This is a genomic window from Ramlibacter alkalitolerans, assembly GCF_016722765.1.
Lineage (GTDB): Bacteria > Pseudomonadota > Gammaproteobacteria > Burkholderiales > Burkholderiaceae_C > Ramlibacter > Ramlibacter alkalitolerans.
On the sequence record NZ_JAEQND010000011.1, the window covers coordinates 17,423 to 36,526 of the forward strand.

General features: G+C 69.9%; 20 protein-coding genes. 10 read left to right on the forward strand and 10 right to left on the reverse strand.

Annotated elements, in window-relative coordinates; genetic code table 11:
• Position 1 precedes the first annotated feature (1 nt).
• From JI746_RS19205 to JI746_RS19215, 3 genes are read left to right on the forward strand one after another with little or no spacing between them, the layout of a single operon-like run.
• A complete protein-coding gene (locus JI746_RS19205; protein ID WP_201691886.1) occupies positions 2-1,231 on the forward strand; it encodes a cysteine peptidase family C39 domain-containing protein in 1,230 nt (409 codons plus the stop codon).
• A gap of 28 nt (positions 1,232-1,259) precedes the next feature.
• A complete protein-coding gene (locus JI746_RS19210; protein WP_201691887.1) occupies positions 1,260-2,231 on the forward strand; it encodes a Bug family tripartite tricarboxylate transporter substrate binding protein in 972 nt (323 codons plus the stop codon).
• 25 nt (positions 2,232-2,256) lie between these two features.
• Positions 2,257-3,447 (forward strand): alpha/beta hydrolase family protein, encoded by a 1,191-nt coding sequence (locus JI746_RS19215; protein ID WP_201691888.1) that lies wholly within the window; start codon positions 2,257-2,259, stop codon positions 3,445-3,447.
• Positions 3,448-3,843: 396 nt separating this feature from the next.
• Here the strand turns inward: JI746_RS19215 and JI746_RS19220 are convergent, their stop codons facing one another.
• The gene (locus tag JI746_RS19220; protein ID WP_201691889.1) at positions 3,844-4,260 is read right to left on the reverse strand and encodes an RcnB family protein; all 417 of its coding nucleotides are present in this window, start codon (positions 4,258-4,260) and stop codon (positions 3,844-3,846) included.
• A 134-nt stretch (positions 4,261-4,394) separates the two neighbouring features.
• Between JI746_RS19220 and JI746_RS19225 the strand changes: the two genes are divergently transcribed.
• The 3 genes from JI746_RS19225 to JI746_RS19235 all read left to right on the forward strand — a co-directional run bounded on the left by JI746_RS19225 (position 4,395) and on the right by JI746_RS19235 (position 6,736).
• The gene (locus JI746_RS19225; RefSeq protein WP_201691890.1) at positions 4,395-4,847 is read left to right on the forward strand and encodes a tellurite resistance TerB family protein; all 453 of its coding nucleotides are present in this window, start codon (positions 4,395-4,397) and stop codon (positions 4,845-4,847) included.
• Positions 4,848-4,929: 82 nt separating this feature from the next.
• Entirely contained in the window at positions 4,930-6,054 is a 1,125-nt protein-coding gene (locus JI746_RS19230) for a hydroxyacylglutathione hydrolase (RefSeq protein ID WP_201691891.1), read from the forward strand.
• A 1-nt stretch (position 6,055) separates the two neighbouring features.
• Complete coding sequence (locus tag JI746_RS19235) at positions 6,056-6,736, forward strand: ankyrin repeat domain-containing protein (RefSeq protein WP_408004117.1); 681 nt, start codon at positions 6,056-6,058, stop codon at positions 6,734-6,736.
• On the opposite strand, the gene JI746_RS19240 is transcribed toward JI746_RS19235, so the two are convergent.
• On the reverse strand, positions 6,717-7,358 hold the full coding sequence (locus tag JI746_RS19240) for a DUF938 domain-containing protein (protein ID WP_201691892.1): 642 nt from the start codon (positions 7,356-7,358) through the stop codon (positions 6,717-6,719). The two genes, JI746_RS19235 and JI746_RS19240, sit on opposite strands and share 20 nt — an antisense overlap.
• Positions 7,359-7,439: 81 nt before the next feature.
• On the opposite strand from JI746_RS19240, the gene JI746_RS19245 reads away from it, so the two are divergent.
• The gene (locus JI746_RS19245; protein ID WP_201691893.1) at positions 7,440-7,652 is read left to right on the forward strand and encodes a hypothetical protein; all 213 of its coding nucleotides are present in this window, start codon (positions 7,440-7,442) and stop codon (positions 7,650-7,652) included.
• A 22-nt stretch (positions 7,653-7,674) separates the two neighbouring features.
• On the opposite strand, the gene JI746_RS19250 is transcribed toward JI746_RS19245, so the two are convergent.
• Genes JI746_RS19250 through JI746_RS19260 form a run of 3 tightly spaced genes read right to left on the reverse strand, consistent with a single transcriptional unit; the run spans position 7,675 to position 10,168 of the window.
• Complete coding sequence (locus JI746_RS19250) at positions 7,675-9,018, reverse strand: amidohydrolase family protein (protein WP_201691894.1); 1,344 nt, start codon at positions 9,016-9,018, stop codon at positions 7,675-7,677.
• A gap of 2 nt (positions 9,019-9,020) precedes the next feature.
• A complete protein-coding gene (locus JI746_RS19255; protein WP_330893036.1) occupies positions 9,021-9,332 on the reverse strand; it encodes a Dabb family protein in 312 nt (103 codons plus the stop codon).
• Entirely contained in the window at positions 9,329-10,168 is an 840-nt protein-coding gene (locus JI746_RS19260) for an intradiol ring-cleavage dioxygenase (protein ID WP_201691895.1), read from the reverse strand. The genes JI746_RS19255 and JI746_RS19260 overlap by 4 nt, the downstream gene beginning before the upstream one ends.
• Positions 10,169-10,283: 115 nt before the next feature.
• Here JI746_RS19260 and JI746_RS19265 point away from each other — a divergent pair, with 115 nt between their 5' ends.
• Genes JI746_RS19265 through JI746_RS19275 form a run of 3 tightly spaced genes read left to right on the forward strand, consistent with a single transcriptional unit; the run spans position 10,284 to position 13,550 of the window.
• The gene (locus JI746_RS19265) at positions 10,284-11,210 is read left to right on the forward strand and encodes a LysR family transcriptional regulator (RefSeq protein ID WP_201691896.1); all 927 of its coding nucleotides are present in this window, start codon (positions 10,284-10,286) and stop codon (positions 11,208-11,210) included.
• A gap of 4 nt (positions 11,211-11,214) precedes the next feature.
• Positions 11,215-12,891 carry an FAD-dependent oxidoreductase gene (locus JI746_RS19270; RefSeq protein ID WP_201691897.1) on the forward strand — a complete coding sequence of 559 codons (1,677 nt, stop codon included), beginning with the start codon at positions 11,215-11,217 and terminating at the stop codon, positions 12,889-12,891.
• Positions 12,892-12,908: 17 nt separating this feature from the next.
• Complete coding sequence (locus JI746_RS19275) at positions 12,909-13,550, forward strand: dihydrofolate reductase family protein (protein ID WP_201691898.1); 642 nt, start codon at positions 12,909-12,911, stop codon at positions 13,548-13,550.
• A gap of 131 nt (positions 13,551-13,681) precedes the next feature.
• Here the strand turns inward: JI746_RS19275 and JI746_RS19280 are convergent, their stop codons facing one another.
• The 5 genes from JI746_RS19280 to JI746_RS19300 all read right to left on the reverse strand — a co-directional run bounded on the left by JI746_RS19280 (position 13,682) and on the right by JI746_RS19300 (position 19,101).
• Positions 13,682-14,353: an OmpW/AlkL family protein gene (locus JI746_RS19280; RefSeq protein ID WP_201691899.1), complete on the reverse strand. Its 672-nt coding sequence runs from the start codon at positions 14,351-14,353 to the stop codon at positions 13,682-13,684.
• A 22-nt stretch (positions 14,354-14,375) separates the two neighbouring features.
• On the reverse strand, positions 14,376-15,560 hold the full coding sequence (locus JI746_RS19285; RefSeq protein WP_201691900.1) for an SGNH/GDSL hydrolase family protein: 1,185 nt from the start codon (positions 15,558-15,560) through the stop codon (positions 14,376-14,378).
• Positions 15,561-15,668: 108 nt separating this feature from the next.
• Positions 15,669-16,943, reverse strand: coding sequence for a serine hydrolase domain-containing protein (locus tag JI746_RS19290; protein ID WP_201691901.1), 1,275 nt, complete (start codon positions 16,941-16,943; stop codon positions 15,669-15,671).
• 91 nt (positions 16,944-17,034) lie between these two features.
• Positions 17,035-18,096 carry a maleylacetate reductase gene (locus tag JI746_RS19295; RefSeq protein ID WP_201691902.1) on the reverse strand — a complete coding sequence of 354 codons (1,062 nt, stop codon included), beginning with the start codon at positions 18,094-18,096 and terminating at the stop codon, positions 17,035-17,037.
• Positions 18,097-18,141: 45 nt separating this feature from the next.
• Positions 18,142-19,101, reverse strand: coding sequence for a tripartite tricarboxylate transporter substrate binding protein (locus JI746_RS19300; protein WP_201691903.1), 960 nt, complete (start codon positions 19,099-19,101; stop codon positions 18,142-18,144).
• Positions 19,102-19,104: the final 3 nt, after the last annotated feature.

Sequence of the window (19,104 nt, forward strand, 5' to 3'; positions counted from 1 at the left end):
CATGCGCGAGATCACTTCCTACGCCTCCAGCTACTTCTCCATGACGTGGCTGGGCCCGCGGGGCTATCCGCAGCAGGCCAACGCGGGCCGCTGCTACTTCACCGGCATGCTGGGCCAGCTGCGCCACTTCGGCGAAGACGACGTGCTGTTCGCCGACGGCACCAGCGGCGACGGCTTCTCGTTCCGCTGGTGTCCCGCCTGGGGCGCGCCGGCCTTCAACGGCGGCAAGGGCGCGTTCCACGAGATCTGGGAATACACGCCGCGCATCCTGGGCTTTCGCAGCCACTGGGAGGAAGACCCGGAAGGCGGCTTCGACGAAGCCTTCGCGAAGCTCACCGCCCTCATCGACCGCGGCATCCCGGTCCAGGTGGGCCTGCACTACAGCCTGCTGCTGCCCTTTGGCGCCATGAGCTCGCCGCGCATCGCGTTCCAGAAGGAAACGATGAAGAGCTCCGGCTTCGGTCACCACGTGGTGGTCGCCGGCTACGACCTGCAGCGGCAGGTGGTGGTGATCTGGGAGCCCAACGACCTCGCCGAGCATGCGCGCTACGAGTGCCCCATCTCCGTGTTCCGGCAGGCCTGGGCCGAGGCCGGGCAGCGGCAGGACGACCAGTACCACGCCTGGGCCCACCACCACCCCTGGGGCGGCGAGTGGAGCCTGCACGACGGCTACGGCCCCTACCTGATGGTGTGGGTGGAGCCGCGGCGCGATCCGGACTGGGACATCGCCGCGGCGATCCGCGACAGCTTCCGGCGCAACCTGAAGATCCTGGCCGGCGACTATCCGAAGCCCTATGCGCTGTTCGGCAACCAGTGGCAGATCCCGCACTGGGAGACCGGCGCCCCGGGCATGGCGCGCTTCGCCGAAGCGGTGCTGCGCGGCGAGGTGGAGGATGCGCTCTCGCCCATGGGCGAACGGCGGCCGCTGTTCGTCACCGGCAACATTCCGAACCACGGAGTGCTGGGCCGCCGCGCCGCCGCCGGCTACCTGCAGCGCGTGGCCGCGGAACTCGCGTTGCGCGGCCTCGATGCCACCGCGGCGACGCGCGCCGCCACCTGCATGAGCCGCTCGTCCGAGCTGTTCCAGACCCTGCGCTACGAAACCGACCTGATGAAGGCCGGCGAGCTGGTGCGCTGCATCGCGCAGCTCGAACTCTCCGCGCTCGCCGCCATGCGCGAAGGCTGGGGCGAGGTGCGCCGCCTCGGCCAGCCCGAGCCCGCGCTGGCGTGAAGCCCCAACACCGCAAGGAGTCAAAGCCATGAAGAGAAGAGTGATCGCGGCGGCGGCGCTGGCCCTGCCCGCGCTGCTGGTCGCCGGCTCCGCCGGCGCGCAGGCCTGGCCTTCGAAGCCGATCCGGATCCTGGTTCCGTACACGCCCGGCGACGGGCCCGACGTGATCGCGCGCCTGATCGGCAACAAGATCAGCGAGCGCCTCGGCCAGCCCGTGCTGATCGACAACAAGCCGGGCGCCAGCGGCCAGATCGGCCTGGACCTCACGGCCAAGTCGCCGCCGGACGGCTACACGCTGGGGGTGGGCCTGGTGACCAACCTCGCGCTCGCGCCGGCCACCTACAAGAGCCTGCCCTACGACCCGCTGAAGGACTTCGCGCCGGTGGCGCTGGGCGCGATCAACTACCTGGCGCTGGTCGCCCGGCCCGACGCACCGTTCGCCAACGTCAACGAGATGATCCAATGGGCCAAGTCCAACCCGGGCAAGATGACCATCGGCACCACCAGCAACGGCGGGCTGCCGCACATGTCGTTCGAGATGCTGGCGCATCTGTCGGGCTTCAAGTTCCTCAACGTCGCCTACAAGGGGAACGGCCCGGTGGTGACGGACCTGACCGGCGGCCGGCTCGACCTCGGCGTGACCTCGTACACCAGCGTGGCGCCGTTGATCGAGGCCGGCAAGCTCAAGCTGCTGGGCATCACGCATCCCAGCCGCGACCCCAAGCTGCCCAACCTGCCCACCATCGGCGAGAGCGTCAAGGGCTATGCGGCGCCCGGCTGGTTCGGCTTCGTCGCGCCGGCGGGCACGCCGCCGGAGATCGTGAAGAAGCTCAATGAGGAGATCAACCACGCCATCGGGCAGCCGGACGTGCAGAAGACGATGGGCACGCTGGGCCTGATCCCCTCCACCGGCACGCCGGAAGACTTCGGGCGGCTGCTGCGCAGCGACAACGACAAGTTCGCCCGGCTGGTGAAGGACATCGGCTACCAGCCGCAGTGAACCCGGGCATACGCAAAGGAGAGACATGAGCGAGACGAACAAGGCCCCGAGCTACGAACCCTTCGGCTGGCACCACTGGCACGACGATTTCTGGTTCTCCTACCAGTTCCGCCGCGGGCTGGGCGAGACGCAGGAAGGGGGCGGCGCGGTCAGCGAGGTGTTCCAGGCCGGCAGCAGGATCGTGGCGCACGATGCCGAAAGCTGGTGGCGCGAATGGATGCACATCGGCGAGCGCAACGACGCGCGGGGCGACGAGGCCATTGCGCACAAGCACGTGCGCACGGCGATGAACTGCTGGCTGCGCGCGGCCAACTACTTCCGCGAGGCGGAGTTCTGGCTGAAGGCGGACGACCCGCGGCGGCTGGCGACCTTCGACCGCTGCGAGAAGGCCTCGCACAAGTTCATGCAGCAGCTCACGCCGAAGGCGGAGATCGTGGAGATCCCGTACGAGCCGGGCAAGCCGCTGCCCGGCTACTTCATCCGCTCCGCGAACGGCGGCGATCGCCAGCCGGTGCTGATCTCCGTCGGCGGCCTCGACTCCTTCAAGGACGAACTCTGGTTCATGACCGGCCGCGGCGCCCTGCAGCGCGGCATCTCGGTGCTGCTGGTCGACGGCCCCGGGCAGGGCGGGGCCCTGCGCCGGCACGGCCTGACCACGCGCCACGACTACGAGGTGCCGATCGGCAAGTGCATCGACTGGCTGGCGCAGCGCGGTGACGTCGACGCCTCCCGCATCGCGATGAGCGGCTCGAGCCTGGGCGGCTATTACGCGGCGCGGGCCGGGGCCATGGAGCCGCGGCTGGCGGCCTGCATCTCGCACGGCGCGATCTGGGACATCCACGAGCGCTGGAAGACGCGCGACGACAACCATGGCCTGGCGGGCCACATCAAGTGGGTGTTCGGCGCGAACACGATGGCCGAGGCGACGGAGATCGCGAAGCCGTTCAAGCTCGAAGGCGTGCTGGACAAGATGAAGTGTCCTTACCTGATCATCCACGGCGGGCATGACGTGCTCGGTGTGGATGCGGTGAAGACGGTGTACGACTACGCGACGAGGCACGGCGTGAAGGCGACGCTGCGGCTCACGAGCGAAGAGGAAACCGGCGCCGAACACTGCCAGCACGACAACCCGACCATCGGCCAGGAGCTGATGATCGACTGGCTGTGCGACGTCTTCGGCATCGACCAGACGAAGCTGGCGCACTATCCGGGGTAGGCGACGTCGGTTCCGCGGAGGCGAGACGGCCGGTATCCGTCATTCCCCACGAAGGCGTGTGAGTTCCCGTCATTCCCGCGAAGGCGGGAATCCAGGGCTTCCGGAGAGCGCGCCGGCGGCGCGCTTCTGGATCCCCGCCTGCGCGGGGATGACGTGAGAGGGGCGCGAAGCGGCCGCACGACCCCGCGGTCACCGCCCGCGCAGGGCGGATCCGTAGGCTGGCGGTGAGCCGCGCAGCGCGCGAAACCCCAGCGCTCGCGTCGCTCGCGCACCGCTGGCGTTCGCAAAGCTCACCGCCAGCCTACGCGATACCGGCCGCCACTTAGGGAGCTGAGATCCGTCACCGCCCGCGCAGGGCGGAACCGTACCGGCCACCTCTCAGGGAGCCGAGACCCCTTACTGGCTCAGGATCAGATTGGCGATGAGGCCGGTGGCGATGGCCACCAGCACGTAATCCGAGCCCACCTGCACCCACTGGTAGCCGCGGGGCGGCGCGGCCAGGCGGTGCCCGCGCCAGTCGCTCACCACGTAGTGGCGATCGCGCAGTTCGTGCGGCAGGTGGCCGCCGCGGCGGAACTCCGGCCCGCGGGCGTTGTAGTAGTAGCGCGCCTCGCGCCGCTCCTGGCGCAGTTCGCGGCGGTCGTGGCGCAGTTCACGACGGTCCTCGCGAAGGTCGCGGCGCGCGTCGCGCACATCGTGCCGCGCCTCGCGCCCATCGCGACGATCGTGGTGATGCGACGGCTGCGCGAACGACACCGAGCTGAAGCCCAGCGATGCGGCAACGAGGCCAGTGACGATGATCTTCGTGTTCATGCTTCGATTTCTCCTGAAGTTCGAAGCTTCATCCTCGCCGCGGCATGTGAGGCACGGGCGAAGTGGCGGTAGAGAGTTGCAAGCCTGTGTATCCACGACGCAATCGGAGGTTCACAGCGCCGCACAATGAAGCCGTGATTCCTGCGCTGCGAGATTTCCTGCGCGCCATTGTCGCGCCCCCCTCTTCCTCCGAGCCCGCCGTCAGCACCGAACTGGCGACTGCCGTGCTGCTGGTGGAGGCCATGCGGGCCGACCTCGGCATGAATGCGGCCGAACGCGCCGCGGCCATGCAGGTGCTGCGCGACAGGTTCTCGATGGACGAGGCCGACGTGCGCGAACTGCTGGCCGCCGCCGAAGAGCGCTCGCGCAGCAGCAACGACTTCTTTTCCTTCACCTCCGTCCTCAACGACCGCCTCACGCATCCGCAGAAGATCGAGGTGATCGAGCTGATGTGGCGCATGGCGTACGTGGACGGCAGCGCGGACGCCGGCGAGAGCCACATCATCTCCAAGGTCGCCGGCCTGCTGCACGTGACGCACGGCGAGTACATCGCGGCGAAGCTGCACGCGAAGGAAGCGGCTCCTTAGGGCGTGCGCTGCTAGGGTTTTCTCCAGCGCACCGCAGCGGCCTCGCTCCTACGCTGCGGGTCCCGCCACGACTGGAGTGCCCATGACCCGCAGAATCACCGCGCTCGCGTTCGCAGCTGTCGTCGCCGCCTTCGCCGCTTCGCCCGCGCAGGCCCAGGCCCAGACCCCCAGGGTCGAGTTGACCTGGATGTCGATTGCCAACTGGGAGATGAACTTCGGCGGCAAGCGCATCTGGATGGATGGCTACTTCACGCGCCTGCCGCAGGCGAGCTTCTATCCGCCGCCCGGACTGCCGAACGACCAGTACGCCTATACCCGCGGCGCGCAGGCCGTCGATACGGACGCGATCCGCAAGGTGCGCGAAGCGGCGCTCGGGCCCGCGAAGCTGGACCTGCTGCTGGTCGGCCAAAGCCACTGGGACCACAGCTGGGACTCCCCCACCTGGGTCAAGCTGACCGGCGCCCCGATGATAGGCGGCGTGTCGACCTGCATGCAGGCCGTGTCCCAGGGCGTGCCCGCCGCCGGCTGCCGCAGCGTGAGCGGGGGCGAGAAGTTCGACCTGGGCGACGGCATCACGATGCGCGTCGTGCGCTTCAACCACAGCGGCGACGCGAGCAACCCGATCCAGCATTTCGCGCGCGAGCTGTACCGCCCGCCGGTGCCCGATCCGGTCAACGGCGGCTTCCGCGCCGGCGTCATGGTCGACGGCGTGAACCACGGCTCGCCGCTGAACAACCTGCGCGCCGCGATGCGCGACGCCGGCCTCACGCAGGTCGATGCGTGGATAGGCACGGGCGGCAGGCCGGTGGCGGAGATGGTGATCCCGATCGTGCGGCCGAAGCACTACTTCCCGAACCACTGGGACGGCCTCTTCAACGCGTTCTGGCCCGGCCTGCCCTACCCGTTCAAGGACGACAAGCTGCAGGCCTACCTGCGCGAGCAGAACGTCACGCTGCATGCGCAGAAGCAGTACTTCGACAAGTTCATCCTCACCAAGGCGGGCGTGCAGGCCGACGCGAACGTCGCGCTGAAGCAGAAGCTCGGGTTCGCCACCGAGCAGAAGTTCAGCCAGGCGATGACGGATGCGGTGACGCTGGTGGACTCGACGCGCGTCGGCGAAGACTGCGGCGAGGGCTTCGAGCCGCCCTCGAAGTGGGCCAACGTGTTCGCGACGATGCAGACGTTGCACGAGATGTCGGGCCGATAGCGTGCCGCGGGAACGCTCGGGTTCGCCCTACCGGCGGCTGCTGCTGGCCGCCGGCAGCATCACGCTGCTTTCGCCGCTCGCCCACGCGCAGGCACAGGCGCCGCTGGTGGAAGCCGCCGCGCGAGGCGATCTCCCCCAGGTGCAGGCGCTGCTGCGTGCCGGCGCGGACGTCGAGCAGCGCGATGCGAACGGCCGCACGGCCGTCCTGGCGGCGACGGCCGGCAAGCACGTCGAGGTGGTGCGGGCGCTCATCGCGCGCGGTGCCGACGTGAACGCGCAGGACCCGCAGCGCGACAGCGCCTTCCTGCTGGCCGGCGCGCGCGGCTACACCGAGATCGTCCGCGCCGCGCTGGCGGCCGGCGCCGACCTGAAGCTTCCCAACCGCTTCGGCGGCAACGCCTTGATCCCCGCCTGCGAACGCGGTCACGTCGACACGGTGCGCTTCCTGCTCACCACGTCCATCGACGTGAACCACGTGAACAACCTCGGCTGGACCTGCCTGCTGGAGGCCGTGATCCTGGGCAACGGCGGCCCCGCGCACCAGGAGATCGTGCGCATGCTGGTGGCGCACAAGGCAGACCTGAACCTCGCCGACCGCGATGGCGTCACCCCGCTGCAGCACGCGCGCCGGCGCGGGCAGACGGAAGTGGCGCAACTGCTCGTCAGGGCTGGCGCCCGCTAGCGGCATCGGCAGAGACGACGAACTCCAGCAGCAGGTTGTTCGCCGGCATCGCATGGCGGGCGCGCAAGGTCAATCCGGCACGCGCGGCCTCGGCCTGCACGTCCTGCAGCCGACGGATGCCCCACGTCGGGTCGCGCGCGCGCAGGCTCGCATCGAAATCCTCGTTGCTGGGCGCCGGCGGCACGCCGTCTTCGAAGTAAGGGCCATAGGTGACCAGCACGCCGCCGGGTGCGAGGTGGCGCGCGGCACCCTGCATCAACGCGGCGCAGGTCGGCCACGGCGAGATGTGCAGCATGTTGGCGCACAGGATGGCGTCGAAGCGCTCCGCGAAGGGCGCGGTCTTGGACGCCCACTGCGGCGCCATCACGTCCAGCAGCACGGGCGGGTGCACGTTGCGCAGCCCGGCTTGCGCCACGCGCTCGGCGATCACGGGCAGCATGCCGGCGTCCGCCTCCGTCGGCTGCCAGTTCCACGCCGGCAGGGCGGCAGCGAAGCAGGCCACGTGCTGGCCGGTGCCCGATGCGATTTCCAGCGCGCTGCCGCGCTGGGGCAGGATGGCGCGCAGGACCGCGAGGATGGGCTCCTTGTTGCGCTCGGCGGCGGGGCTGTGGGGCAGGTCCATGGCGATATCGCCGATCATCGCCGATGTTCGCCCACAGGGGCTACGATGGGGGGCGGGATCGTTCCCGGTACTGGAGACCCCATGACCCTGGATGAATACAACGAGGCGATCAAGCAGATCGTGGCGGAACAGCAGAAGATCGCGCAAACCACGGCGACCCTGGCGATGTCGGGGCAGGCCAATCCGACCAATCCGCAGTTCGCCCAGATCATGTCGGGCCAGTGGGCGCTGATCCAGCAACTGGCGAAGCTCAACACCGACCTGATGCTGGGGATCATGGCGCCGCGCAAGTAAGCGGCCCCCTCTCCCATCAAGGTCAGCGCGCGAGGCCCATCGCGCGCGTGATCTTCTCGCCCGACCGGCGCAGCCGTTCGAGGTCGTCCGACAGGTCGCCGGCCAGCAGGCTGCCGGCGCGCTTCTTCCATTGGCCGGCGACCATCACGCTGTCGATGTTGGCCAGCGAAGCCTGGAACACGACGCTGCTCACCGCGTCGTGCACGGGTTGCATGTTCAGGTCGGTCGCGCGGATCACGACGAGGTCTGCCTGCTTGCCGGGCGCCAGCGTGCCGATGCGATCCAGCTGTTGCAGCATGCGCGCGCCTTCGACCGTCACCCAGGACAGCGCCTCGCGCGTGGTGATCGTGGAGGTCGGCGGGATGGTGCCGTGCTGCGCGCGCCAGCCCACGTTGTCCAGGCTGCGCTGCATGCCCAGCGCCACCCGCGCCTGCGTGAGCATGTCGCCGGACAGCACGCTTTCGAGATCCACGCCGAGCGAGGGCGCCCGCCCGAATTGGCGCAGCCGCCCGGTGAGCGGATGACCGTGCCCCTGCGACATCTCGCTTTCCGCGGCCGCCGAAAAGCTCATTCCCAGCTCGCAGAAGCGCTGCAATTGCGCATCCGACAAGGCGTGGCCGTGCACGATGTTGATGTTGGGCGCCAGCAGTCCGGCCGCTTCCAGGCGCTCCCATCCGTCGGGCGTGCGCGCCGCGCCGCCGCCCTGGTGCAGCGAGGCGATCAGCCTCAGCTCGCGCGCCATGCGGAAGTCGTGCATCGCCACTTCGAGCGTGGCGTAGTGCGGGCCCAGCACCGCGGCATGGATGGCGAGCAGCGGATGGGCCGCGTGCTTCTTCAGCAGCCGCTCGATCTCCCGCCGCGGATGCGCCACTTCCCAGAACGGCACTTGGCCAGGCTTCGGGTCGGGCTTGGGCGTGCCGTGGAAGAAGGCCGCGCGGATGCCGGTGGACAGCAGGCCCTCGATCGCCGCGTCGTTGTGCTCCGGCGTCGGATTGTTGTGGCACCAGTCGGCGAGCGTGGTCGTGCCGCAATTCAGCTGGTTCCATGCGCCCATGCGGGTGGCGATGAAGAGGTCCTCCGGCCCGAAGGCGGTGGCCAGGCCGGCATGCATCTTCTGGAAGTACTCGAGCAGCGTCCAGTTGGCGGCGACGCCACGCAGCGCGGTCTGCCAGGTGTGCATGTGGGCGTTGACCAGTCCGGGGATGACGATCTGGCCGGCGAGGTCCACCACTTCGGCGTCGTCCGCCTGCAGGGAAGGTGCGATCGCGGCGATCCGGTCGTCCTCGATGAGGATGTCGCCGGCCGGCAGTTCGCCTTGCCGGTCCATCGTGATGATCGTCGCGCCGCGCAGCAGGGTTTTCTTCATCGTCACGCCTCGGTCCGCACTTCGTAGTCCACCTGGTGGCGCTGCGTGCGCAGGTCGGCGAGTTCGGCTTTCACCCGCAGGTGCTCCGGGTGCTGCGCATAGGCGTCGAGCGCCGCCTGCGATTCGAATGCGCTCACCAGGACGACATCGCAGGCGTAGTCGATGCGGCTGCTGTCGATGCCGATCTCCAGGTGCAGCAGGCCGGGTACGCGCCCGCGCAGGCTGTGGAAGCTGCGCTGCAGGCGCTCCGCGTTGGCCTGCTTCTCCTCGCGCGTGGCGCCGCGCACGTTCCACATCACGATGTGGCGGATCACGCGGCGTCCTTCCGGGGGTTGAGCACGAAGTCGTATTCGACCAGGTACGTTCCGTCCGGCTGCCGCACCCAGTCGGCGATCAGCGACTGGCGCACGCCGAACACCGCATCCGAATCGAGGTACGGATCGCCATTGCGGAACACGTGCGTGATCAGCGTCTCGTAGCCCGGCGCCTGGATCATGAAGTGCAGGTGCGCCGGCCGCCAGGGATGGCGCTTCGTGGCCTCCAGCAGGTCGCCGACCGGGCCGTCGTCGGGGATCGGATACGCCTCGGCGAGGATCGAGCGGAAGTGGTACCGGCCCTTGCCGTCGGCGTGCAGCACGCCGCGTGCCTGGTGTTGCGCCAGGCCTTCGCGCTGCACGTCGTACTTGCCTTGGGCGTCGGCCTGCCAGACGTGGATCTCCGCGCCGGCGACCGGCTCGCCGCCCAGGCCGCGCACGGTGCCGCGCACCTGGCACGGGATGCCCGCGGCGCCGTTGGCCACGTCCTCGCCCAGGTCGTAGGTGGGCGCATCCTCGACGTAGAAGGGGCCGAACACCGTGGCCTCGGTGCAGCCGGCCGGCTTGTCCTGGTTCATGGCCACGGTGAGCATCGACAGCCCCAAGGTATCCGACAGCAGGATGAACTCCTGCCGCTGCGGGGTGGTGATGTGGCCGACGCGGGTGAGGAACCGGATGCCCTGCATCCATTCGTCCTCGGTCAGCTTCACCTCGCGCGCGAAGGCATGCAGGTGCTGCACCAGGCTGGTCATGATCTCCTTCAGGCGTGCATCCGGCGTCGCCGCGAAGCGGGCGATCACGGCCTGGGTGATGTTGTCCTGGGTGAGGTTGCGCATGCGACAGGTCTCCTGGGGAGGACTCCGTGGCGGACTCTAGGACGGCCCCATAATTTGCGAAAGACCGCCGCGGCAAATGAGTTTTCCGCCGTGCGCAAGAAAGCAGGAGACTGGCTTGGACCGCTGGACCGAGATGGCGCTGTTCGTGCAGGTGGCCGAGACGGGCAGCCTGAGCCGTGCGGCGGAGGAACTGGGCCTGTCGAACGCGGCGGCCAGCCGCCACCTCTGCGCGCTGGAAGAACGCCTGGGCGCGCGCCTGGTGGAACGCAACACCCGCCGCCTGTACCTCACCGAGACGGGGCAGGAGTTCCTGCGCCGCAGCAAGGCGATCCTCGCCGAACTGCAGGATGCCGAATCGGCCGTCAACGCGTCCACGCTCAATCCCGGCGGCACGCTGCGGGTGACCGCCTCGCTCTCGTTCGCGATGCACCACATCGCACCGCTGCTGCCGGAATACGCCAGGCGCTACCCGAACGTGACGGTGCACGTCGAGACGGCCAACCGCTACCTGGACCTGATCGACAACAACATCGACGTCGCGATCCGCACGCGCGAGTTCGAACCGGACTCGAACATCACGATCCGGCGGCTGGCCGAGACCCGCCGCATCCTCGCCGCGTCGCCGGGCTACCTGGGACGCGCCGGCACGCCGCGCGTCCTGGAGGACCTGGCGCAGCACGCGCTGCTGGTCTACACCTACGCCCACAACCCGCACGAACTGCGCTTCACGCGCGACGGCGAGACCACGACGGTCGCCATCAAGGGCGTGCTGGAGTCCAACGACGGCCAGGTGCTGCGCGCGGCGGCGCTGAAGGACCACGGCATCCTGGTGCAGCCGACCTACATCCTCTACGAGGACATCGTGGCCGGCCGGCTGGTGCCGGTGCTGGACGCGTGGGACCTGCCGCGGCTCACCGTCAACCTCGCGTACCCGAGCCGCAAGCACCTCAGCGCCAAGGTCCGCACCTTCATCGACTTCATCGCCGAACACTTCGACCGCATGGACTACGAGCGCAAGTGGACGGCGCGCTTCGGGTACTGAAGGCATGCAGGACATCGAGACCGACGTCCTGATCGCCGGCGGCGGCCCTTGCGGGCTGATGCTGGCCAACGAGCTGGGACGGCGCGGCGTGCGCACGCTGCTGGTGGACATGAAGCCGGGCACGGCCTTCAACCCGCAGGCCAATGCGACGCAGGCGCGCACCATGGAGCACTTCCGCCGGCTCGGCTTCGCCCACGAGGTGCGCGCGCAGGGCCTGCCGCCGGACCATCCGACCGACATCGCGTACTTCACGCGCTACACGGGATGGGAACTGGCGCGGCTGGCACTGCCCACGGCGGCGCAGGCCGTGCGCAACGTGCGCACGATGGGCGGGGCCTGGAGCGCGGCGGAACTGCCGCATCGGGTGTCGCAGAAATTCGTGGAAGCCATCCTGCGCCGGCACGCGCAGGCGTATGCGACGAACGACATCCGGTACGGGTGGAAGCTGGTGGAGTTCGAGGATGTGGGGGAGGAGGTGCGCGCCATGGTGAGCTCCCACCCCACCCCTCCCCCAGGGGGGGAGGGAGGAAGACAAAGGGTGCGGGCGAAGTACCTGGTGGGGGCGGATGGGTCGCGCAGCCTGGTGCGCAATGCGCTGGGCATCGCCTGGGGCGGCGCCACCGGCGTGCGGCGCGACTTCATGGGTGGGCAGATGTTCGCTGTCTACCTGCGTGCTCCGGGCTTCTACGAAGTGTTCCCGCATGCCCGCGCCTGGATGTACGTGTCGGTGAACGCGCAGCGGCGCGCCTTCATGGCCTCGGTGGATGGCCAGTCGGAGTTCGCCTTCCATGCCGCCGTGCACGAAGGCGAGGACGCGGAGCGCTGGACCGCGGCCGATGCGCGGCGCGTGTTCGCGCAGGCGCTCGGGTGCGAGATCCCCATCGAGGTGCTGTCCTGCGGCACCTGGACGGCGGGGCACTCCCTGGTCGCGCAGTCCTTCCAGCGCGGACGGGTGTTCATCGCCGGCGACGCCGCTCACCTGTTCACGCCCACCGGGGGCCTGGGCTACAACACCGCCGTCGAGGATGCGGTGAACCTCGGATGGAAGCTCGCGAGCGCGGTGCGCGGCCTGAACCCGCCGGCGCTCCTGGACAGCTACGAGATCGAACGCAGGCCGCTGGCGGTGCGCAACACCGGCTATGCCCGCCACTTCGCCGATTCGGTGGGGCTGTTCCCCGCCCGGCCCGTGCTGGAGGAGGACGGCCCTGCGGGCGACGTCGCCCGGCACGAAGCTTCGCTGCACCTCGACGCCCACGTGCGGCTCGAATTCAACATCCCCGGCGTGACCTTCGGCGGCCGCTACGAGCGCTCGCCGCTGATCGTGGCGGAAGGCAGCGCAGCGCCGGCGGACGAAGCGAACCACTACGTCCCCACGGCGCGCCCGGGTGGAAGGCCGCCGCATGCGTGGCTGGACGACGGCCGCTCGCTGTTCGACACCTTCCACCGCGAATGGACGCTGCTGGCGCTGGGGCCCGACGTGCCTTCCACGGCGCCGTTCGAAAGCGCGGCGCGGGCCCTGGGCATCGACCTGCACGTGGTGCACCATGGCGCCCCGGCGCTGCGCGATCTGTACGAAGCGCCGCTGGCGCTGATCCGGCCCGACCAGATCGTGGCCTGGCGGGGCGCGCAGGCCCGCGGCGCCGAGCGTATCCTGCGCAGGGCGATCGGCTTTTCCTGGTAGCGCAGACGGAGGTGTCCATGTCGAAAGTCAAGGTCCAGGCCTTTGCGGTGTCCATCGACGGCTTCGGTGCCGGCCCCGACCAGAGCCTGCAGAACCCGCTGGGCGTGGGCGGCGAATCGCTGCACGAATGGTTCTTCCCGACCCGCACCTTCCGCGCGATGCAGGGGAAGGAGGGCGGCACCACGGGCACCGACGACGACTTCGCGCGCGAATCCCTGCAGGGCAAGGGCGCCTGGATCCTGGGCCGCAACATGTTCGGCCCGGTGCGCGGCCCCTGGCCGGACGAGGAGTGGAAAGGCTGGTGGGGGCCGAGCCCGCCCTACCACGTGCCCGTGTTCGTGCTGACGCACCACGCGCGCGCGCCGCTGCAGATGGAAGGCGGCACCACCTTCCACTTCGTCACCGGCGGCATCCACGAGGCGCTGGAGCGTGCCCGCGAGGCGGCGCAGGACAAGGACGTGCGCATCGGCGGCGGTGCGTCCACGGTGCGGCAGTACCTGCAGGCCGGGCTGGTCGACGAGATGCACCTGGTGATCTCGCCGACCCTGCTCGGGCGCGGCGAGGCGCTGCTGGCGGGCATCGACCTGCCGGCGCTGGGTTTTCGCTGCACGCGGCATGTGGGCACCGAGGCGGCGCTGCATGTGGTGCTGGCGAAGTAAAAGCGGCGCGACCCTCGTAGGCTGGCGGTGAGCCGCGCAGCGCGAACCCCAGCGCTTCGCGCAAGCACGAAAACGCTGGGGTTTCGCTGGCGCTCCACCGCCAGCCTACGAAAAGCGGGGAGCCCCCGCGCTCAGAACCGCACGCCCACCGCGATCCGGTACACGTTCGGATTCAGCTTGGTGGAGATCGTCTGCCCGGTCGACAGGGTCGTCTTGGTCTTGAGGAAGGACTTCGCGTACTGCAGGTCCACGAACCAGCGCTCGTTGATCGACGCCGTGACGCCCAGCCCCGGCGTCAGGCCGAAGCGCGAGTCCACGTCGAGCTGCGTGTTGCCGCCCGGCGGGTTGGCCGGGTTCACGCCGTTCAGGGCGGCCGAGCCGCGCTCCCCGTAGAAGTACGCGTACGTCAGCCCCAGCATCACGTAGGGACGGAAGCGGGCCGTCGGCTCCAGGAAGCGGTACTGCGCGAACAGCGTGATCGGCAGCGAGCGCACGGTGCCGATCGTGCCCACGCCGCTGATCGCACCCGCACCGCGGATCTTCGACTTGAACGACGGCGCGATCGGCAGTTCGACGGAGACGTGGTCCGTGAGCATGCGACCCACGAACAGGGACGGCTTGGTGTCCGCCCCGACGTCGACCTGCGTGCCGGGCGCCGAGGGCGCCGTCAGGTTGCCGCTGTCCGTGTCGGGCGCGATGCGCGTGAGGCCGACGCCGCCGAACCAGGTGCCGGCGGTCTGGGCCTGGGCGCCGAGCGCGGCGAGCGCCAGCGCCGCGGCCAGGATGAATTTCTTCTGTTGCATCGTTATTCTCCTGAAGCGGCGGTCACAGCCAGCCGGCGCGCGCCAGCGCGCGGTTCACCGAGGCGGCGAGCAACTGGTGCCCGAACGGGGTGGGGTGGAAGCCGTCGGCAAAGGCCCAGGTCCGCCACCAGCCAGGCGCCAGCCCTGCGGGCGGGTTGGCGTCGAGCGCCGCGCTGGTGCAGCGCGCGGCTTCCGCCGGGCTGTCGAAGAATTCGACACCGACCACCCGGCACGACGGAGTGCTCACGTTGCTCAGGCCGAAGTCCGCCGCGTGCGTCACTTCCTCGGTGAAGTCGGCGTTGAACGGAACGACGGCCACCCGCGTATCGCCGGCGACCCGTGCGCGCAGTTCGGTGTTGAAGGCATCGGTCCATTGCCGGATCAGGGCCTGCACGGCTGCCGCGGCGGCAGCGCCGGCGGCGCCCCCGCCGTTCGCGGGCGCGACCACACCGGTCAGCACGGCCTGGATGCGCGGGGTCAGGCTGATGTCGGGCACGTCGAGCACGGCGACGTGCGTTGCGCCCTTGTCCAGCGCGTTCACCTTCACCGCGTCGTAGTAGGTGTCGGCCAGGGTCTTCATGTAGAGCACTGCCGCCGCCGCCGCGCCATTCGGTTGCGGCAGGGTCGCGGCAATCGTCTGCGGGCTGAGTTGCTGCGCCAGGAAGGCTTGGTAGTTCGCCACGCCGGCCGCTCCCGTGCCCGCGCCGAGGAAAGCCTGCAGCAGGTCGCCGGAGTCGTTGCCGCCGCCGACCACGAGGACGAGGTCCGTGGCCGTGTAGCGGCCGCCGACCACCTGCGCGGCGGTGGCGAGCTGCGTCGGCACCGACTGCGGATTGGAGGCTCCGCCTTCGGCCGCCGGCACGACGACCCGCCCGCCCCCGATCGCGAAGTTGGTGCAGCCCGCGCGGCTGTTGGGCACGAAGGTCGTCCCGTTGAACAGGAAGAAATTGCACTGGCCGTTCACGCCGAAGTTCTGCGCCACGATCTGCGTGAACCCGGGGAAGCCATTCGCCGGATCCGCGGAGTTCTGCACCCCGAACTTGATGCCGCCGAAAGTGCCCACGTCGGCGAGGCTGTCGCCGGCCACCACCACGCGCGAAACCGCGACCTTGGGGGCGACATCGTCGTCGCCGCCGCCGCAGCCGGCCAGCAGCGCGACCGCTGCAATGACCGCGGCCAGCAGGTGACGTCTTCCCTTTTCATGCATCTTTGATCTCCAGAAAATAGAACGGTCGTTCGTTTTGAGAACGGCAAAGCATACCGGCAGCGCGCCGCGCCGTGCATGAGGGTTTGCGCGCGTCGGCCGGTAAAGGCCTCAGCGCTCGCGCAGCATGCGCCCGAGCGCGAGCAGCGCCGGCAGCGTGATCGGGTCGTTGGCGGCGCTGCTGGCCACCGGGTGCGAGGCGAAGCGGGCCACCACCAGGTCGGCCGCGGGCGCGACGTACAGCCGCTGGCCGTGGATGCCGCGGGCCTCGAAGGCCCCCAGCGCGTTGTGCGAAACCCACCACATGCTGCGATAGGAATAACCCGGCAGCAGCGTGTAGCCGGCCCTGGCGAACTTCGCCGGATCGCTGCCGCGGCGGATGTCGGCCACCACGGCGGCGGGCACGAGCTGGCGGCCGTTCCACTCGCCCTCGCGCCGCATCAGTTCGCCGAAGCGCGCCAGGTCGCGCAGCGTGGCACTCAGGCCGCCGCCGCCCATGGGCACGCCCGTGGGATCGACGCCCAGGTAGCCGTCCTGCTCGCATCCGAGCGGCGCCCACAGGCGCTCCGACAACATCTGCGCGAGCGGCTGGCCGGTCACGCGCTTCATGATCCACGCCATCAGCTCGGTGTTGACGGTCTTGTACGCGAAGGCCTCGCCGTGCCGTCCTTCGGGCCGCAGCGTCGGCAGGTACTCGTAGAAGCTGGCCGCGCCGGAGGTGCCGGCCGGGCGCGGCCGCAGGCCGCCGGCACGCGCGTAATCCCAGATGTGCGCCTTGGGGTCGGCGTAGATCTCCGAGTAGGCGACGCCGATCTGCATGTCCATCACCTGGCGCAGCGTGGCGTCGTCGTAGGCCGTGCCGCGCATTTCGGGCAGCCAGTGCGGGATGCGCTGTTCCGCGTCCAGCACGCCCTCGTGCACCAGCGTCGCGGCCAGCGTGGCGGCGTAGGACTTGGTGATCGAGAAGCAGCTGTGCGGCACGTGCGGCTGCAAGGCCCCGAAGTAGCGCTCGTAGATGGGCCGGCCGCGGTGCAGCACCAGGATGCCGTCGGTGTAGGCGTCGGCCAGCGACGCATCCCAGCGGCGTTCGCGGCCGTCCAGGTCGGTGAAGGCGAGCTTGTCGATGGTCGCCGCGTCGCTGCCGCCGGCTTCGTCGAACCGGCTGGCGGGCCCGTCGCCGCGCCAGACGTTCACCGTGGGCACCAGCTCGCGCATGTGCGAGAGGGTCCAGCGGATCTGCGGGAAGTCGAGGAAGCGATCGTCGGCGAAGCGGATCTGCTGGTCCGCCGGCGGCGGCGTGCCCTCCATCCAGCCGAGGCGGCGCGGGTCGGAAGACTGGCCATCGAGGTAGCGGACGCCGTCGAATTCGAGGAAACCTTCGCTCATGGACTCTCCTGCATGTCTGTGGGCCGGCGGTCCGGCCCGTAGGCTGGCGGTGAGCCGCGCAGCGCGAACTCCAGCACAGCGGAAGCCCGGACTATGCGTCCGGCCGCCGCCCCTCGAACGCATCCTGCAGCAACTGGCGGATGGCCGCCTTCTCCAGCGGGCGCGGATTCGGATACTGGTTCTGCAGCGCGATCCCGCAGGCGCGATCCAGGTCCTGCGCCTGCATGCCGATCTCCCGCAGCGCCACCGGGGCGCCGTTGTCCCTGGCCAGGTCGTACACGGCCTGCGCCGCGCTATCGCCTTGCAGGGCCCGCGCGATGCGCTGCATCGCCGGCGCGGCGGCCTGCGCGTTGTACGCCAGCGCGTGCGGCAGCACGATGGTGTGCGTCTCGGCGTGCGGCAGGTTGAAGCTGCCCCCCAGCGTGTGGCACAGCTTGTGGTGCAGCGCCATGCCGACGTTGCCCAGCACCACGCCGCACAGCCACGCCCCATAGAGCGCCTGCGAGCGCGCCTCGAGGTCCTGCGCGTTGCTGCGGATTCCGGGCAGCGCCGCGCCGAGCGCGCGCATGCCTTCCTCCGCCATCAGGTCCATCACCGGATTGGCGTCCACCGCGTACAGCCCCTCGGCCGCGTGCGCGATCGCATTGATGCCGCTCGTGACGCTGAGGCCGACGGGCAGCGTGAGCGTGAGCTCCGGGTCGTAGATCACCGTGCGCGGCAGCACCTTCGCATCGCGGCCGGTCTTCTTCAACCCGCCTTCGGTGATGCCGTAGATCGGCGTCATCTCGCTGCCGGCGTAGGTGGTGGGGATGGCGAGGATGGGAAGCCCCGAGTCCAGCGCGATCGCCTTGCCGAGGCCGGTGGTGGAGCCACCGCCGACCGCGACCGCGCAATCGGCATCGCGCTTGCGCGCGAGCTCGCGGGCCCCGCGCGCCGTCTCGATCGGTACGTGCATCACGGCACGGTCGAAGATCCCCGCGGCCTTGCCGCCCAGCATCTGCGCGACGCGTTCGGCGGAGCCACGCTGCTCCGGCGTGCAGAGCACCAGGGCGCGCCGCGCGCCCAGCGCCTCGATCTCGCGGCCCAGGCGCGAGAGCGCGCCGATGCCGAAGACGACGCGCCCGGGCTGGCCGTTGTAGACGAACTCTTTCATGTCAGCTCCCGCCCGTGCGCGCACCGCTGCAGCCGGTGCATCGCCTCACTGCGCCTTCAGCTTGGCCGCCTTCGCGATCTGCGCGGCCGCGCCCATCTCGGTGCGGATGTAGGCATTGAACTGCTCGGGCTGCATGGTGAAGGCTTCGGCGCCGAGCTTGACGAGACGCTCCTTCACCTCCGGCGAGTTCAGGGCCTTCAGCGCCTCGTCATGCAGGCGCTTGACCACCGCCGGCGGCGTGGCCGAGGGCACGATCATGCCCACCCAGAAGGTGTAGTCCGAATCCGCGATGCCTGCCTCCACGGTGGTCGGCACCTCGGGCAGCGCCGGCGAGCGCTGGCCAGTGCTCACCGCCAGGGCCTGCAGCTTGCCGTCCTTGATCAGCGGCAGCGCGGAGGACAGCGGCGCGAAGAACCAGTCGTTGCGCCCGCCGATGATGTCGCTCAAGGCCTCCGGCGTGCCCTTGAAGGGGACGTGCTGCGCGTCCAGGCCGGCCCGCAGCCGGAACTTCTCGGCGTTCAGGTGGGTGGCGCTGCCCATGCCGGCCGACGCGTAGTTCATCTGCCCGGGGTGCGCCTTCGCGGCGGCGACGAGGTCCGCCACCGACTTCCAGCCCCTGGCCGGCGAGACGACCAGCACGTTCGGCAGGGCCGCGAGGGGCGTGACGCCGGTCAGGTCCTTGACCGTGTCGTAGGCGAGCGCCGGATAGAGGGCCGGATTGAGCGCGTGCCCCGAGGAGTGGATCAGCACCGTGTAGCCGTCGGCCTCGCTCTTCGCCACCAGACCAGCGCCGATGGTGCCGCCGGCGCCCGGCTTGTTGTCGATCACGACCGGCTGGCCCAGGCTCCTGGCCATGGCGTCGCCGACCGTGCGGGCGATGATGTCGGTGCCGCTGCCTGCCGTGAACGGCACCACCATCCGGATCGGCCTGGCGGGCCAGGCGCCCTGCGCGGCCACGCCGCCGGTGAGGAGCGCTGCGGCCAGGAAGGCGAGCATCTTCTGCATGGC

Coding starts and splice junctions, on each gene's coding strand:
- JI746_RS19245 (WP_201691893.1), top strand. CDS start 7,440: ATGACCCTGGATGAATACAACGAGGCGATCAAGCAGATCGTGGCGGAA.
- JI746_RS19295 (WP_201691902.1), bottom strand. CDS start 18,096: ATGAAAGAGTTCGTCTACAACGGCCAGCCCGGGCGCGTCGTCTTCGGC.
- JI746_RS19280 (WP_201691899.1), bottom strand. CDS start 14,353: ATGCAACAGAAGAAATTCATCCTGGCCGCGGCGCTGGCGCTCGCCGCG.
- JI746_RS19270 (WP_201691897.1), top strand. CDS start 11,215: ATGCAGGACATCGAGACCGACGTCCTGATCGCCGGCGGCGGCCCTTGC.
- JI746_RS19215 (WP_201691888.1), top strand. CDS start 2,257: ATGAGCGAGACGAACAAGGCCCCGAGCTACGAACCCTTCGGCTGGCAC.
- JI746_RS19210 (WP_201691887.1), top strand. CDS start 1,260: ATGAAGAGAAGAGTGATCGCGGCGGCGGCGCTGGCCCTGCCCGCGCTG.
- JI746_RS19230 (WP_201691891.1), top strand. CDS start 4,930: ATGACCCGCAGAATCACCGCGCTCGCGTTCGCAGCTGTCGTCGCCGCC.
- JI746_RS19290 (WP_201691901.1), bottom strand. CDS start 16,943: ATGAGCGAAGGTTTCCTCGAATTCGACGGCGTCCGCTACCTCGATGGC.
- JI746_RS19250 (WP_201691894.1), bottom strand. CDS start 9,018: ATGAAGAAAACCCTGCTGCGCGGCGCGACGATCATCACGATGGACCGG.
- JI746_RS19205 (WP_201691886.1), top strand. CDS start 2: ATGCGCGAGATCACTTCCTACGCCTCCAGCTACTTCTCCATGACGTGG.
- JI746_RS19240 (WP_201691892.1), bottom strand. CDS start 7,358: ATGGACCTGCCCCACAGCCCCGCCGCCGAGCGCAACAAGGAGCCCATC.
- JI746_RS19220 (WP_201691889.1), bottom strand. CDS start 4,260: ATGAACACGAAGATCATCGTCACTGGCCTCGTTGCCGCATCGCTGGGC.
- JI746_RS19260 (WP_201691895.1), bottom strand. CDS start 10,168: ATGCGCAACCTCACCCAGGACAACATCACCCAGGCCGTGATCGCCCGC.
- JI746_RS19300 (WP_201691903.1), bottom strand. CDS start 19,101: ATGCAGAAGATGCTCGCCTTCCTGGCCGCAGCGCTCCTCACCGGCGGC.
- JI746_RS19275 (WP_201691898.1), top strand. CDS start 12,909: ATGTCGAAAGTCAAGGTCCAGGCCTTTGCGGTGTCCATCGACGGCTTC.
- JI746_RS19285 (WP_201691900.1), bottom strand. CDS start 15,560: ATGCATGAAAAGGGAAGACGTCACCTGCTGGCCGCGGTCATTGCAGCG.